The organism is Cronobacter sakazakii, from assembly GCF_000982825.1.
Classification (GTDB): domain Bacteria; phylum Pseudomonadota; class Gammaproteobacteria; order Enterobacterales; family Enterobacteriaceae; genus Cronobacter; species Cronobacter sakazakii.
In genome coordinates this window covers 558800-574038 of record NZ_CP011047.1, presented here as the reverse complement: position 1 = coordinate 574038, position 15239 = coordinate 558800, and the positions used below count along the sequence as shown (strand labels likewise).

18 protein-coding genes are annotated in these 15239 nt (G+C 55.2%); 12 read left to right on the top strand and 6 right to left on the bottom strand.

Annotated features, from left to right (window positions below):
• The 5 genes from mlaD to murA all read left to right on the top strand — a co-directional run bounded on the left by mlaD (position 1) and on the right by murA (position 3199).
• Complete coding sequence (mlaD, locus tag CSK29544_RS02685; protein ID WP_004385084.1) at positions 1–552, top strand: outer membrane lipid asymmetry maintenance protein MlaD; 552 nt, start codon at positions 1–3, stop codon at positions 550–552.
• Positions 553–567: 15 nt separating this feature from the next.
• Entirely contained in the window at positions 568–1203 is a 636-nt protein-coding gene (gene mlaC, locus CSK29544_RS02680; RefSeq protein WP_004385083.1) for a phospholipid-binding protein MlaC, read from the top strand.
• Entirely contained in the window at positions 1203–1505 is a 303-nt protein-coding gene (mlaB, locus tag CSK29544_RS02675) for a lipid asymmetry maintenance protein MlaB (RefSeq protein ID WP_007872839.1), read from the top strand. The genes mlaC and mlaB overlap by 1 nt, the downstream gene beginning before the upstream one ends.
• A 124-nt stretch (positions 1506–1629) precedes the next feature.
• Positions 1630–1887 carry a BolA family iron metabolism protein IbaG gene (gene ibaG / locus CSK29544_RS02670; protein WP_004385081.1) on the top strand — a complete coding sequence of 86 codons (258 nt, stop codon included), beginning with the start codon at positions 1630–1632 and terminating at the stop codon, positions 1885–1887.
• Positions 1888–1939: 52 nt separating this feature from the next.
• Positions 1940–3199, top strand: coding sequence for a UDP-N-acetylglucosamine 1-carboxyvinyltransferase (gene murA / locus CSK29544_RS02665; protein ID WP_004385080.1), 1260 nt, complete (start codon positions 1940–1942; stop codon positions 3197–3199).
• 113 nt (positions 3200–3312) lie between these two features.
• Here the strand turns inward: murA and sfsB are convergent, their stop codons facing one another.
• Both sfsB and ispB read right to left on the bottom strand, forming a co-directional pair.
• Positions 3313–3576 (bottom strand): DNA-binding transcriptional regulator SfsB, encoded by a 264-nt coding sequence (sfsB, locus tag CSK29544_RS02660; protein ID WP_004385079.1) that lies wholly within the window; start codon positions 3574–3576, stop codon positions 3313–3315.
• Positions 3577–3880: 304 nt separating this feature from the next.
• A complete protein-coding gene (gene ispB, locus CSK29544_RS02655) occupies positions 3881–4852 on the bottom strand; it encodes an octaprenyl diphosphate synthase (protein WP_012125964.1) in 972 nt (323 codons plus the stop codon).
• 257 nt (positions 4853–5109) lie between these two features.
• On the opposite strand from ispB, the gene rplU reads away from it, so the two are divergent.
• From rplU to cgtA, 4 genes are all read left to right on the top strand, one after another.
• On the top strand, positions 5110–5421 hold the full coding sequence (gene rplU, locus CSK29544_RS02650) for a 50S ribosomal protein L21 (protein ID WP_004385077.1): 312 nt from the start codon (positions 5110–5112) through the stop codon (positions 5419–5421).
• A gap of 19 nt (positions 5422–5440) precedes the next feature.
• On the top strand, positions 5441–5698 hold the full coding sequence (gene rpmA / locus CSK29544_RS02645) for a 50S ribosomal protein L27 (RefSeq protein WP_004385076.1): 258 nt from the start codon (positions 5441–5443) through the stop codon (positions 5696–5698).
• A gap of 95 nt (positions 5699–5793) precedes the next feature.
• On the top strand, positions 5794–6759 hold the full coding sequence (locus tag CSK29544_RS02640) for a DMT family transporter (RefSeq protein WP_007888643.1): 966 nt from the start codon (positions 5794–5796) through the stop codon (positions 6757–6759).
• Positions 6760–6775: 16 nt separating this feature from the next.
• Positions 6776–7948 (top strand): Obg family GTPase CgtA, encoded by a 1173-nt coding sequence (cgtA, locus tag CSK29544_RS02635; protein ID WP_007888641.1) that lies wholly within the window; start codon positions 6776–6778, stop codon positions 7946–7948.
• Positions 7949–8009: 61 nt separating this feature from the next.
• Here cgtA and pmrB read toward each other — a convergent pair whose 3' ends face one another.
• The 3 genes from pmrB to dacB are packed head-to-tail and all read right to left on the bottom strand — an operon-like array spanning position 8010 to position 11169.
• A complete protein-coding gene (gene pmrB, locus CSK29544_RS02630) occupies positions 8010–9074 on the bottom strand; it encodes a two-component system sensor histidine kinase PmrB (protein ID WP_007888635.1) in 1065 nt (354 codons plus the stop codon).
• On the bottom strand, positions 9071–9733 hold the full coding sequence (pmrA, locus tag CSK29544_RS02625; protein ID WP_007888632.1) for a two-component system response regulator PmrA: 663 nt from the start codon (positions 9731–9733) through the stop codon (positions 9071–9073). Before pmrA ends, pmrB begins: the two co-directional genes overlap by 4 nt.
• A gap of 2 nt (positions 9734–9735) precedes the next feature.
• Positions 9736–11169, bottom strand: coding sequence for a serine-type D-Ala-D-Ala carboxypeptidase (gene dacB / locus CSK29544_RS02620; RefSeq protein ID WP_029039364.1), 1434 nt, complete (start codon positions 11167–11169; stop codon positions 9736–9738).
• 247 nt (positions 11170–11416) lie between these two features.
• Here dacB and greA point away from each other — a divergent pair, with 247 nt between their 5' ends.
• Positions 11417–11893, top strand: a complete 477-nt coding sequence (gene greA, locus CSK29544_RS02615; RefSeq protein ID WP_004385068.1) for a transcription elongation factor GreA — start codon at positions 11417–11419, stop codon at positions 11891–11893.
• Positions 11894–12113: 220 nt separating this feature from the next.
• Here greA and yhbY read toward each other — a convergent pair whose 3' ends face one another.
• The gene (gene yhbY, locus CSK29544_RS02610; protein ID WP_004385067.1) at positions 12114–12407 is read right to left on the bottom strand and encodes a ribosome assembly RNA-binding protein YhbY; all 294 of its coding nucleotides are present in this window, start codon (positions 12405–12407) and stop codon (positions 12114–12116) included.
• 124 nt (positions 12408–12531) lie between these two features.
• Here yhbY and rlmE point away from each other — a divergent pair, with 124 nt between their 5' ends.
• The gene (gene rlmE / locus CSK29544_RS02605; RefSeq protein WP_004385066.1) at positions 12532–13161 is read left to right on the top strand and encodes a 23S rRNA (uridine(2552)-2'-O)-methyltransferase RlmE; all 630 of its coding nucleotides are present in this window, start codon (positions 12532–12534) and stop codon (positions 13159–13161) included.
• Between the two features lie 56 nt (positions 13162–13217).
• Complete coding sequence (ftsH, locus tag CSK29544_RS02600; RefSeq protein WP_004385065.1) at positions 13218–15152, top strand: ATP-dependent zinc metalloprotease FtsH; 1935 nt, start codon at positions 13218–13220, stop codon at positions 15150–15152.
• The last annotated feature ends 87 nt before the right edge of the window (positions 15153–15239 follow it).

Here is a 15239-nt window from a genome sequence, read left to right as displayed (position 1 = left end):
ATGCAAACGAAGAAATTTGAGATTTGGGTTGGCGCTTTCATGCTGGTGGCGCTGTTGGCCGCGCTGTTCATTTGTCTGAAAGTGGCGGATGTCACTTCGCTGCGGGCTGAACCGACATACCGGCTTTACGCCACCTTTGATAATATCGGCGGCCTGAAACCGCACTCGCCGGTGCGCATTGGCGGCGTGGTGATTGGCCGCGTTTCTGACATTACGCTGGATCCGAAAACCTACCTGCCGCGCGTCGCGATGGATATCGAACAGCGCTACGATCATATTCCCGATACCAGCTCGCTGGCGATTCGGACTTCCGGCCTGCTGGGGGAGCAATATCTGGCGCTGAACGTTGGTTTTGAAGATCCTGAGCTGGGAACCACTATCCTTAAAGATGGAGGCACCATTCAGGACACGAAATCTGCCATGGTGCTTGAAGATCTGATTGGCCAGTTCCTCTATAAGAGCAACAGCGGCGACAACCAGAAAGAGGGCGGCGAGCAGGGCTCTGCTGCCCAACCGGATAACGTGACGCCGCCTGCCGGCGCGACGAACTAATCAGGAGAAACGGATATGTTTAAACGTCTTTTAATGGTCGCCATGCTGGTGATTGCGCCGCTTGCTACGGCTACCGCGGCGGATCAATCCAACCCGTATAAGCTGATGAACGAGGCGGCAAAGAAAACGTTTGATCGCCTGAAAAACGAACAGCCGCAAATCCGTCAGAACCCGAACCACCTGCGCGATATCGTCGATCAGGAACTGCTGCCGTATGTTCAGGTGAAATACGCGGGCGCGCTGGTGCTGGGCCGCTATTACAAAGAAGCGACGCCTGCGCAGCGTGAAGCCTATTTCGCCGCGTTTCGCGAATACCTGAAACAGGCATACGGTCAGGCGCTGGCGATGTATCACGGCCAGACTTATCAGATTGCGCCGGAGCAGCCGCTGGGCGACGCCAATATCATTCCGATTCGCGTTACCATCGTCGACCCGAATGGCCGTCCGCCGGTACGTCTGGATTTCCAGTGGCGTAAAAACAGCCAGACCGGTAACTGGCAGGCGTATGACATGATCGCGGAAGGCGTGAGCATGATTACGACCAAACAGAACGAGTGGAGCGATCTGCTGCGCCAGAAAGGCATCGACGGCCTGACCGAACAGCTGAAATCTATTGCTCGTCAGCCGATTACGCTGGATCAGAAACAGTAATGTCCGCGGAACTGCACTGGGAGCGCCAGGAAGCGCAGTTGCGCTTAAACGGCACGCTGGATCGCGAAACGCTGACGCCGCTGTGGGAACAACGGCAGTCCATCACGGACGGATTGCAGCGAATCGATCTCAGCGGTCTTGAGCGTGTCGACACCGCCGGGCTGGCGCTGCTGGTGCATCTGGTCGCGCTGACGCAGGCGGGTGGACGCGGCGTGACGCTTGAAGGAATGAGCGAGAATCTGACCACGCTTGCAAAACTTTATAACCTGCCTGAAAACCTTCTGCCGATCACGACAGGCTAATATTTTCAGCACGTTACTGATGAAGCCCCGTCCATGTCTCTGGCGGGGCTTTTTTGCTTGTTTAAGACAGCGCCACTTTGCTCTAAGATGTTGGGCTGTTTTCACTGAATAATGAATAAAGCCCATGGAAAATCATGAAATTCAGACGGTGCTGATGAACGCACTGCCTCTCCAGGAAGTCCACGTCTCCTCCGGCGATGGCAGCCACTTTCAGGTCATTGCTGTGGGTGAGCTGTTTGGCGAGATGAGCCGCGTGAAGAAACAGCAGGCGGTCTATGGCCCGCTGATGGAGTTCATCGCCGATAACCGCATTCATGCGGTCTCCATCAAGACGTTTACGCCCCAGGAATGGGAGCGCGAGCGCAAACTCAACGGTTTTTGAGCTGTGGGCGTCGCGCCGACAGCAATTGATTGAATAACAGAGAACAGTTCTGATGGATAAATTCCGTGTGCAGGGGCCAGGCCGCCTTTCTGGCGAAGTGACGATCTCGGGCGCGAAAAACGCGGCCCTGCCGATCCTTTTCGCCGCCCTGCTGGCTGAAGAGCCTGTAGAAATTCAAAACGTACCGAAGCTTAAAGATATCGACACCACCATGAAGCTGCTGAGCCAGCTCGGGACCAAAGTGGAGCGTAACGGCTCCGTCTGGATCGATGCAAGCCAGGTCAATATCTTCTGCGCGCCGTATGAACTGGTGAAAACCATGCGCGCCTCCATCTGGGCGCTGGGCCCGCTGGTCGCGCGTTTCGGTCAGGGCCAGGTGTCGCTGCCGGGTGGCTGCGCTATCGGCGCGCGTCCGGTCGATTTACACATTACCGGTCTTGAGCAACTGGGTGCCGAAATTAAACTGGAAGAGGGCTACGTTAAAGCCTCTGTGCAGGGCCGCCTGAAAGGCGCGCATATCGTGATGGATAAAGTGAGCGTTGGTGCGACCGTGACTATCATGTCTGCCGCGACGCTTGCTGAAGGCACCACGGTTATTGAGAACGCCGCGCGCGAGCCGGAAATTGTCGATACCGCGAATTTCCTCAACACCCTCGGTGCGAAAATCACCGGTCAGGGCACCGATAAAATCACCATTGAAGGCGTCGAGCGTCTCGGTGGCGGCGTTTACCGCGTTCTGCCGGACCGTATCGAGACCGGGACATTCCTGGTCGCCGCTGCGATCTCCGGCGGTAAAGTGATGTGCCGCAACACGCGTCCTGACACGCTGGATGCCGTACTGGCGAAACTGCGCGAAGCGGGCGCGGATATCGAAACCGGCGAAGACTGGATTAGCCTTGATATGCACGGCAAACGCCCCAAAGCGGTGAACGTGCGTACCGCGCCGCATCCGGCTTTCCCGACCGATATGCAGGCGCAGTTCACACTGCTGAACCTGGTGGCGGAAGGCACCGGCGTTATCACTGAAACCATTTTTGAAAACCGCTTTATGCACGTGCCGGAGCTTATCCGTATGGGCGCGCATGCGGAAATCGAAAGCAATACCGTGATTTGCCACGGCGTTGAGAAACTTTCCGGCGCGCAGGTAATGGCGACTGACCTGCGCGCATCCGCAAGCCTGGTGCTGGCGGGCTGCATTGCGGAAGGCACAACGGTTGTGGATCGCATCTATCACATCGATCGCGGCTATGAAGGCATTGAAGATAAGCTGCGTGCGCTGGGCGCTAACATTGAGCGTATAAAAGGCGAATAAGCCCTTTTCGCGATTACAGCGCTTGTAGTAAGCCTGTCGGGATACGCTGATACTCAGCCGCTCCCGGCAGGCTTTTTTTATGGGCTGGAAGTGAAGCTCCGCAGCAGGTGCTGTCAGCGATGACGAATCAGTTGCGAACGATCGATGAATTCGTGCGTGATCGGATCGTGGTAGCGTGATGGCCAGATGATCCACGGCTCTGTACCCAACGCCTCGGCAATAATCTTTTCGCCTCTCGGCCACGGGCGCGTCAGCGCGTTGGCAAGCGTTGAAGAACTCAGGCCTGCTTTACGGGACTCCGCCGCCAGCGATGACCCTTTTTTGCGTAACGCGGCGACAATATCGGCGGGATGCCAGTCAATAAACTTACGTTCCATGATTTCTCCCTGTTATGGCAGTAAAACCCCCCTGTACAGCTCCGTTTGGAACTGATTGATCATTTATAACACAAAATTTTCTAAAAGGTTCCAGTTACTTTTGATTGTATTCAGAAGTGTGCTTCTGACCACAAAGGCAATGTAAGAGCTGTAATCAAGGCTTTGCAAAACGATCCGTGTTCGATCCGTAAAGAGCGCCACAGGCGAAAGGGATGAGAAAAACGTTATCCGGAACTTTACTGACAACGTTTTTGGAAATGTGCTGAACGGGGAATTTTTCCGCGCCAACGGGCGCGGAAAAGGATTAATGGTCGCGCTGTACTGACATATGTGCCAGCGCAATCAGGGCATCGCGCCACGGGGAAGGGGAGAGAATTTCAAGTGCAGCGATGGCTTTATCCGCCTCTTCTTCGGCGCGCGCGCGCGTCCACTCCAGCGATCCGCAGGCTGCCATCGTTTCCAGCACCGGATCCAGCAGGTGACGCCCGTTGCCTTGTTCGATCGCCTCGCGGATCATCTGCGCCTGGGCAGGCGTGCCGTTATGCATCGCATGCAACAGCGGAAGCGTCGGTTTGCCTTCGTTGAGATCGTCTCCGACATTTTTACCAAGGCGCTCGCCATCTGCACTGTAATCGAGAAGATCGTCGATGAGCTGGAACGCGGTGCCGAGGTAGCGACCGTAATCCTGCAACGCGCGCTCCTGCGCTTCGCTGGCACCCGCCAGGATGCCGGAACATTGCGCCGCCGCCTCAAAGAGCCGCGCGGTTTTGCTGTAAATCACGCGCATGTAGCTTTCTTCGGTGATGTCGGGATCGTTCACGTTCATCAGCTGAAGCACTTCGCCTTCCGCAATCACGTTGACCGCCTCGGACATCACCTCAAGCACTTTGAGCGACCCGAGGCTTGTCATCATCTGAAACGCGCGGGTGTAAATAAAATCTCCCACCAGAACGCTGGCGGCGTTGCCGAAGGCGGCATTCGCCGTCGCTTTGCCGCGACGCATGTCAGATTCATCCACGACATCGTCATGCAAAAGCGTAGCGGTGTGGATAAATTCAATGAGCGCAGCGATAGTGACATGCGCTTTCCCCTCATAACCCAGCGCGCGCGCAGCGAGCACCGCGATCATCGGGCGAATGCGTTTACCACCGCCACTGACAATGTAATAGCCCAGCTGATTGATAAGCTGTACGTCGGAATTGAGCTGTTCAAGGATGGTCGCGTTGACACCGGCCATATCTTGCGCGGTTAACTCATTAATTTTTTCTAAATTCATCGCAAAAGTCTGGCTATCGTCCTGTTTACCACAGTCTGTAAGGGAGAAGGTAAGGATAGTGGATTCTAAATGTAGTACAGATTGTACCGGAAAAACGCGGCAGATAAACGCCGCCGTCACGGTTGTGTTTTTTTTCCGCACCGAACAACAAACGGGCTTGTCAAAGCGTCCCGATTTGCGTAATATTCGCGCCCTATTGTGAATATTTATAGCGCACTCTGATCAAGCAGAAGGCGTGCGCGGAAGCGGAGTTCTATATGTACGCGGTTTTCCAAAGTGGTGGTAAACAACACCGAGTAAGCGAAGGTCAGACCGTTCGCCTGGAAAAGCTGGACATCGCAACTGGCGAAACTGTTGAGTTCGCTGAAGTTCTGATGATCGCAAACGGTGAAGATGTCAAAATCGGCGTTCCTTTCGTTGATGGCGGCGTAATCAAAGCTGAAGTTGTTGCTCACGGTCGTGGCGAGAAAGTTAAAATCGTTAAGTTTCGTCGTCGTAAACACTACCGTAAGCAGCAGGGCCACCGTCAGTGGTTCACTGATGTGAAAATCACTGGCATCAGCGCCTAAGACCTGAGGAGAGATTTAAATGGCACATAAAAAGGCTGGCGGCTCCACACGTAACGGTCGCGATTCAGAAGCTAAACGCCTGGGCGTTAAGCGTTTCGGTGGCGAATCCGTTCTGGCGGGTAGCATCATCGTTCGTCAGCGTGGCACCAAATTCCACGCTGGTAACAACGTAGGTTGCGGTCGTGACCACACTCTGTTTGCTAAAGCAGACGGTAAAGTGAAATTTGAAGTTAAAGGCCCGAACAACCGTAAATACATCAGCATCGTTGCTGAGTAAGGTTTTCTCGGTCCGGTAACGGATTAAAGCCCCGCACCTGTTGCGGGGCTTTTTACATTGGAAACCCGGTAATTTTTTCTGTAGGGAAAACGGGCATGAAGCAGCAGGCCGGCATTGGTATTCTTTTGGCGCTCACGACCGCAATGTGCTGGGGTGCGCTGCCAATTGCAATGAAGCAGGTACTGGAAGTGATGGAGCCGCCCACCGTGGTGTTCTACCGCTTTCTGATGGCGGGCATCGGACTTGGGCTGATCCTGACTATAAAAGGCAAACTGCCGCCGATGGGCTTGTTTCGCAAACCGCGCTGGCTGGTGTTGCTGGCGATAGCGACAGGCGGCCTTTTCGGCAACTTCATTCTTTTCAGCTCCTCCCTGCAATATTTAAGCCCCACGGCCTCGCAAGTGATAGGCCAGCTTTCGCCGGTTGGCATGATGGTAGCAAGCGTTCTGATCCTTAAGGAAAAGATGCGCGGCACGCAGATCATCGGGGCAATAATGCTGCTTTGCGGGCTGGTGATGTTTTTCAATACCAGCCTGATAGAGATCTTTACGCGACTGACGGATTACACCTGGGGTGTGATCTTCGGGGTTGGCGCGGCGACGGTGTGGGTTAGCTATGGCGTGGCGCAAAAGGTTCTGCTGCGCCGTCTGGCCTCGCAACAGATCCTCTTTTTGCTGTACACTTTATGTACTATTGCGCTGTTGCCGCTCGCGAAGCCTGGCGTGCTGTTTCAGCTCAGTTCCTGGCAACTGGCCTGCCTTATCTTTTGTGGCCTGAATACTCTCGTGGGGTATGGCGCGCTGGCAGAGGCGATGGCGAGATGGCAGGCGGCGCAGGTGAGCGCCATCATTACGCTTACCCCACTGTTTACCTTGTTATTTTCAGATGTGTTATCTGTTGCCTGGCCCGATTTCTTCGCCAGACCGATGTTAAACCTGTTGGGTTATCTCGGTGCGTTTGTCGTGGTTGCGGGTGCGATGTATTCCGCCATTGGTCACCGTCTTTGGGGACGGTGGCGCAAAAACGAAGCGGTTGGCGTTATCCCCCGCTCGGGCGAATGAATTACGGAGAAGTAAAATGAAGTTTGTTGATGAAGCTACGATCCTGGTCGTGGCGGGTGACGGCGGTAACGGCTGCGTAAGCTTCCGTCGTGAAAAATATATCCCGAAAGGCGGCCCTGACGGCGGCGACGGCGGTGACGGCGGCGATGTCTGGCTTGAGGCCGACGAAAACCTCAATACCCTTATCGATTACCGCTTTGAGAAATCCTTCCGCGCCGAACGCGGTCAGAACGGCCAGAGCCGCGACTGCACCGGTAAACGCGGTAAAGATGTGACCATCAAAGTGCCGGTCGGTACGCGTGTTATCGATCAGGGTACAGGCGAAACGATGGGCGATATGACCAAACACGGTCAGCGTCTGATGGTTGCGAAGGGCGGCTGGCACGGCCTTGGCAACACCCGCTTCAAATCTTCCGTGAACCGTACTCCGCGCCAGAAAACCATGGGTACGCCGGGCGAGAAGCGCGATCTGCAATTAGAGCTGATGCTGCTGGCAGACGTTGGTATGCTTGGGATGCCGAACGCCGGTAAATCCACGTTCATTCGCGCGGTCTCCGCAGCGAAGCCGAAAGTGGCGGATTATCCATTTACCACGCTGGTGCCAAGCCTTGGCGTGGTGCGTATGGATAACGAGAAAAGCTTCGTGGTTGCCGATATTCCGGGCCTTATTGAAGGCGCGGCGGAAGGCGCGGGCCTCGGTATTCGCTTCCTTAAGCACCTGGAGCGTTGCCGCGTGCTACTGCACCTGATCGATCTTGATCCGATCGACGGCTCCGATCCGGCGGAAAATGCCCGTATCATCGTGGGCGAGCTTGAGAAGTACAGCGAAAAGCTGGCCTCTAAGCCGCGCTGGCTGGTCTTTAATAAAATCGATCTGCTGAGCCGTGAAGAAGCGGAAGCGAAAGCAAAAGCGATCGCTGACGCGCTGGGCTGGGAAGAAAAATATTATCTGATCTCCGCCGCGAGCCAGATGAATGTGAAAGATCTCTGCTGGGACGTGATGCATTTCATCATCGAAAACCCTGTGGTTCACGAAGAAGAAGCGAAGCAGCCTGAAAAAGTCGAGTTTATGTGGGATGACTATCATCGCCAGCAGCTCGAAGAGATGGAAGCGGAAGCCGAAGAAGAGTGGGACGACGACTGGGACGAAGATGACGACGAAGGTGTCGAGATCGTCTATCAGCGTTAATAAAAAGGCCGGGAAACCGGCCTTTTTTAATGGTGCCAACGTTCAATGCGTTTTCAACGAATTATGACTGGTTAATCTCTTCCGGTAGCCAGCACGACGCCATCAATCCACCTTTTGGACCATCCTCCAGAATCAGCCTGCCACGGTGTAAATGCACGATGCGCTGCACAATGCTCAGCCCCAGACCACTACCGCCATAGCGCTGATCGAGCCGCCGGAAAGGCTCGGTAATCGCTTCGCGCTGCGCCTGCGGGATGCCTGGCCCTTCATCGATCACAATCAAACGACTTCCGCCGTGTTCGGCAGAAAGCTGCACCACAATGCAGCTTTGCTCCGGGCTGTAACGCGAGGCGTTTTCCAGCAAATTACGCAGCATCAGCCGCAGCAACACGGCGTCGCCCTGCACACGCGATGTGGCTTCGTCGTGAGGCCAGAGGATGTGCTGTGCGCGTTGTTGTGCCAGCTCGTCGAGTTCGCTACGCAGCGGCACAATAATATCCGCGTTCCAGCACAGCGTTTCGTAATGCCCGCTCGCCAGCGCCTGGCCTGCGCGTGACAGCATCAGTAATTGCTCAACGGTATGCATCAGGCGATCGATACGGGCGAGCAGCGGTGTGGCCTGAGAAACGCCCGACTGCTCCATCAGTTCCAGATGCAGACGAATCCCGGCGAGCGGTGTTCGTAGTTCATGTGCCGCATCTGCCGTGAACAGACGCTCTTGCTGGATGGTGTGATCGAGGCGTAAAAAGAGTTGGTTGAGCGAGAGCGTTACCGCACGTATCTCTTCCATTGCAGAGTCCACCGGCACCGGGGAAAGATTATCCGCCGAGCGCCGGGTGAGCGTCTGGCTAAGCTGACTGAGCGGACGGGTTATCCACGTGACCGCCCAGAATGAAAAAACGAGGGTAAACCCCACCATCACCAGCGATGGCACTAGCAACGAGGCAATCGCCTCGCGGATCTCTTTTTCGACGTGATGGGTGCGGGATTTGGCCGACAGCGTTTCATTAACCAGAAAACTTATCTGCTCGCGGCTTTCATGCCACAGCCAGATAACGCTAATCAGCTGAAAAAAAAGAAGGATCAGCGCAAGCATCAGCATCAGCCGACGGCGCATGCTGTTCATGATGGCCGCTCCAGCCGGTAGCCCACGCCGCGTATGGTACGAATGCGGGTTTTACCGAGCTTACGGCGCAGATTGTGGATGTGCACTTCAAGCGTATTCGAGCTGGGATCGTCCTGCCAGCTGTAGATGTCCTGTTGCAGGGTTTCGCGGTGCACCGTCTGGCCGATGCGCATCATCAGGCGGGTGAGTAACGCGAACTCTTTGGGCGTCACTTCTACAGGCATTCCCTGGAGCAGTACCTGCTGGGTTTGCAGATTGAGCGTGATATCGTCGTGCTGCAACAGATTATCGCTGTGCCCCTGATAACGGCGGATAAGCGCCCGCGCGCGGGCGTGAAGCTCCGCCAGCGCAAAGGGTTTAACCAGATAATCATCCGCACCCGCATCAAGCCCGCTTACGCGATCTGCCAGCGCGTCACGCGCCGTAAGAATAAGCACTGGCGTTGTCACACCGCTTCGGCGCCACTGGCTGAGCAGCGTGGCGCCGTCTTTATCCGGCAAGCCTAAGTCGAGAATAATCAGGCTGTATTCGCCGCTCTGGAGCAGGGCGTCGCCCTCAGCGGCATTCGCGGCGCAATCCAGCGCATAGCCCTCGTTGCCGAGCGCCAGCGCCAGTCCTTCCTGTAACAGCAGATCATCTTCGACTATCAGCAGTTTCATCGTTAATTATTCTGGTAGAGGTCGCGGTAAAGCCGGCTTTCAAAGCGCACCAGCGGAATACGGCGGTTGCGCTGATTGGCAGGCTCTACGGCGTAGCCGGAAAGATACTGAACGAACGCCATGCGTTGTCCGCTGGCCGTGGTAATAAAGCCCGCAAGGTTATAGACCCCTTGCAGCGAGCCGGTTTTGGCGGAGACTTTGCCGTCAACGCCCGCCTCGTGGAGACCCGCGCGGTACAGCAACGACCCGTCGTGCCCCGCCAGCGGCAGCATAGAGATAAAATTGAGCTGGCTGTCGTTGCGGGCGATGTATTGCAGCACCTGCATCATCGTCGCGGGGGCTATCAGATTATGGCGCGACAGGCCGGAACCATCCACTACGATCGTATTGCCTAAATCCACGCCTGCTTTCTGACGCAGGATCTGGCGGACGGCATCCGCACCCGCCCGCCAGGTGCCTGGCACGCCGTAAAAGTTACGCCCGATGGTGCGAAACACCGTGTCGGCGATCATGTTGTCGGATTTCTTCAGCATCACGCGCAGGAGATCGTGCAGCGGCGGAGACTGGCGGCTCGCGATAACCGTCCCCGGCTCGTTGGGTTGCGTCTGGCGTAGCAGCGTACCGTTATAAGTGATGCCCGCTTGTTTCAGCTCCGCTTTCAGTATCGCGCCGGCATAGCCTGCGCCATCCTGAATGGCGAAGGCCAGCGGCAGCGGATCGGCGCGCTGCGTCATGCAGCCAGTGAGCGTATAGCGGTTAAGATCGCCCGTGACCACATCCAGCTCGCAATACTGCGCCTCCGACGAGCCGCGCGGCAGGGTTTTTACCTGGCTGTAAACGTTAACCGGATAATACGAGGCGATGCGTACAAATGCCGGTTCACCCGCCTGCGGGGCGCTGTAGAGCGATACCGAAAAGCAATTACGATCGACAATGGCGGCTGACGGCGGGGCGCTGAAGCATTGCGTCATGTCGTTCCACGGCCAGCCGGGCGCTTTGTCATGACTTGCGAAAGCGGAGGTGTCGATCAGCACGTTTCCTTTTATTTGCTGAACGCCCGCTTTTTTCAGCGCGGTCACCATATTGCGCATATCCTGGCGCTTAAAGGTCGGATCGCCAGTGAAACGCGCGATTAAATCGCCATCAAGCACGCCGTCGCGCACATCGCCACGGCTTTCAAGCGTTGTGGTGAAGCGGTAGTCAGGGCCGAGCTGTAACAGCGCGGCCAGCGCCGTGATCACTTTTTGCGTACTGGCGGGGAGCGCCATCTGCTGGCTGTGAAAATCAATCTCAGGGGAGCTGGCTCCGACTTTTTGCACCATCAGGGCGAGATTCGCGCCGGCGGGTAACTGATTGATATACTCTTCGACATTGGCGGCACTGGCATTCAGGGCTACACTGGTGGTCAATCCGACAGCAAATCTGGAAAATCGCATAATCTCGCGGTAACAGCTGGAAACGTGCCGTCATACTAAGGCGCATCGCCCTGCAAAGTAAACGATGACCCTTCGGGAACTTCAGGGTAAAATACGTATCAAATTGCAAAATCGTTCCTGACCTGGGGCTTTGTCTCCGGGTCAGTTTTCTTTTGTTTGCCGTCCGGGACTGGAAGGTTTTCCGGGCTGGCGTGCAGCCGGAGCGGGCTGTGAACCGTTCTTAACAGGACAGTGAGAGGTATAACAAATGCAACCTATTCCGATGACCTTACGTGGTGCTGAGAAACTGCGCGAAGAGCTGGAGTTTCTGAAATCCGTGCGTCGCCCGGAAATCATCGCCGCTATCGCCGAAGCCCGCGAGCATGGCGATCTGAAAGAGAATGCCGAATACCATGCCGCTCGCGAGCAGCAGGGGTTCTGCGAAGGGCGTATTAAAGATATCGAAGCGAAGCTCTCGAACGCCCAGGTGATTGATATCACCAAGATGCCAAACAATGGCCGCGTGATTTTCGGCTCCACCGTGACGGTACTGAACCTGGATACCGACGAAGAGCTGACCTACCGCATCGTTGGCGACGACGAAGCGGACTTCAAACAGAATCTTATTTCTGTGAACTCGCCTATCGCGCGCGGTCTGGTGGGTAAAGAGCTGGACGACGTGGTGACGATTAACACCCCGGGCGGCCAGGTCGAATTTGAAATCATCAAAGTCGATTATCTTTAATACCCGCCTCTGAACGGCCGTTTTTTCGGTAAGCGGCGCGCCTGATAGTCAGATTTACTGACTTGTGCGATTAACCTTAACCGGCATAACAACGATGCCGTTCAGATTGTAAAGAAAGGAAAAAGGCCGCTACGCGGCCTTTTATCAACAAACGGAGCGTGGCATTTTGCACCCTCGCCTGTAGTTTGCGGCTTCTGCGATCGCTCGCAAAACCCACAGCTTAGCGGGGCAGCGAAATTTTACGTTCCTTTGACGGGCGGTAGAGCACCAGCGTTTTCCCGATGACCTGTACATTGCAGGCGCCGGTTTCACGTACGATGGCATCCACAATCAGGGTCTTAGTTTCGCGGTCTTCAGTGGCGATCTTCACCTTAATTAACTCATGGTGCTCAAGCGCTTGCTCAATCTCGGCCAGTACCCCTTCGGTCAAACCATTATTGCCAAGCATAACCACCGGCTTGAGCGGATGGGCGAGACCTTTCAGGTGCTGTTTTTGTTTAGTACTCAGATTCATCGTATTTTTTGCTTACGTTGGGATTGAAAACGGGTCATTCTACCGCCATCTCCCAATTATCGCCAAATGGCAAAACGTGGGTTTTTGAGCCTGCGGCTCACGATGAACCCGGATGGAATGTGAAATGACAGGTAAAAAGCGTTCTGCCAGCTCCAGTCGCTGGCTTCAGGAACACTTTAGCGATAAATATGTTCAACAGGCGCAGAAAAAAGGGTTACGTTCCCGTGCCTGGTTTAAACTTGATGAAATACAGCAAAGTGACAAGATTTTTAAACCAGGCATGACGGTTGTCGATCTTGGCGCCGCGCCTGGCGGATGGTCACAGTATGTGGTCACGCAAATCGGAGGAGCAGGCCGTATTATCGCTTGCGATCTTTTACCAATGGATCCTATCGTTGGTGTGGACTTCCTTCAGGGCGACTTTCGTGATGAATTAGTCATGAAGGCGTTACTGGAACGCGTGGGTGACAGTAAAGTACAGGTTGTCATGTCAGATATGGCACCGAACATGAGCGGGACTCCGGCTGTGGATATCCCCCGCGCCATGTATCTGGTGGAACTGGCGCTCGAGATGTGTCGGGATGTGCTGGCACCGGGTGGCAGTTTTGTAGTGAAGGTGTTTCAGGGCGAAGGTTTCGATGAGTACCTGCGGGAAATTCGCTCCCTGTTTACGAAGGTTAAAGTTCGTAAGCCGGACTCTTCTCGTGCCCGTTCACGTGAAGTGTACATTGTAGCGACCGGGCGCAAACTATAGTACCCTGACGCTGTTTGTTAACACAGTTGTAATATGAGGTTAATCCCTTGAGTGACATGGCGAAAAACCTAATACTCTGGCTGGTCATCGCAGTTGTGCTGATGTCAGTATTCCAGAGCTTTGGGCCCAGCGAGTCGAGTGGCCGTAGGGTGGATTACTCTACCTTCCTGCAAGAAGTTAACCAGGACCAGGTTCGCGAAGCGCGTATCAACGGACGTGAAATCAACGTTACCAAGAAAGATAGTAACCGATACACGACTTATATTCCCGTAAACGATCCCAAACTCCTTGATAACCTGCTGACCAAAAACGTAAAAGTTGTTGGTGAACCGCCTGAAGAGCAGAGCCTGCTGGCCACTATCTTCATCTCTTGGTTCCCGATGCTGCTGCTGATTGGGGTCTGGATATTCTTCATGCGTCAGATGCAGGGCGGCGGTGGCAAAGGCGCCATGTCGTTCGGCAAAAGCAAAGCGCGCATGCTGACGGAAGATCAGATTAAAACCACTTTCGCTGACGTGGCCGGTTGTGACGAAGCGAAAGAGGAAGTCGGTGAGCTGGTGGAATACCTGCGAGAGCCGAGCCGTTTCCAGAAGCTGGGCGGTAAAATTCCGAAGGGCGTCCTGATGGTCGGCCCGCCGGGTACTGGTAAAACCCTGCTGGCGAAAGCCATCGCGGGCGAGGCGAAAGTGCCGTTCTTTACTATTTCCGGTTCTGACTTCGTAGAAATGTTCGTGGGTGTGGGCGCGTCCCGTGTTCGCGATATGTTCGAGCAAGCTAAAAAAGCGGCACCGTGCATTATCTTTATCGATGAAATCGATGCGGTGGGTCGTCAGCGCGGCGCGGGTCTTGGCGGTGGTCACGATGAACGTGAACAGACTCTGAACCAGATGCTGGTTGAGATGGATGGTTTTGAAGGCAACGAAGGCATTATTGTCATCGCGGCGACTAACCGTCCTGACGTGCTTGACCCTGCGCTGCTGCGTCCAGGCCGTTTCGACCGCCAGGTTGTGGTTGGTCTGCCGGACGTGCGTGGCCGTGAGCAGATTCTCAAAGTGCATATGCGTCGCGTACCGCTGGCGCCGGATATCGACGCGGCAATCATTGCGCGCGGTACCCCTGGCTTCTCCGGTGCCGATCTCGCAAACCTGGTCAACGAAGCGGCGCTGTTTGCCGCACGCGGTAACAAGCGCGTCGTTTCAATGGTTGAGTTCGAGAAAGCGAAAGACAAAATCATGATGGGTGCGGAACGCCGCTCCATGGTGATGACGGAAGCGCAGAAAGAATCCACCGCTTATCACGAAGCGGGCCATGCGATTATCGGCCGCCTGGTGCCGGAGCACGATCCGGTGCATAAAGTGACGATTATCCCGCGCGGTCGCGCGCTTGGCGTCACGTTCTTCCTGCCTGAGGGCGACGCTATCAGCGCCAGCCGTCAGAAACTGGAAAGCCAGATCTCCACGCTGTACGGCGGTCGTCTGGCGGAAGAGATTATCTACGGGCCGGAGCATGTCTCCACCGGTGCGTCTAACGATATTAAAGTCGCGACGAATCTGGCGCGTAACATGGTGACCCAGTGGGGCTTCTCCGACAAACTTGGTCCGCTGCTGTATGCGGAAGAAGAGGGCGAAGTATTCCTGGGCCGTAGCGTGGCGAAAGCCAAGCATATGTCAGATGAAACAGCGCGTATCATCGATCAGGAAGTTAAAGCCCTGATTGAACGTAACTACAACCGCGCTCGTCAGATCCTGAACGATAACATGGACATCCTGCATGCCATGAAAGACGCGCTGATGAAGTATGAAACCATCGACGCGCCGCAAATCGACGATCTGATGGCTCGCCGTGATGTTCGCCCGCCGGCAGGCTGGGAAGATCCGGGTGCCAACAATAACTCTGACAGCAACGGTACGCCGCGTGCTCCGCGTCCGGTCGATGAACCGCGTACGCCGAACCCGGGCAACACCATGTCTGAGCAGTTTGGCGATAAATAATTGCCTGCTGTAGCACCGCTGTATTAATTAAAACCCCGGCCTGTCCGGGGTTTTCTGTTTTCGTTCATTCAAGTTTATAAGGGAATG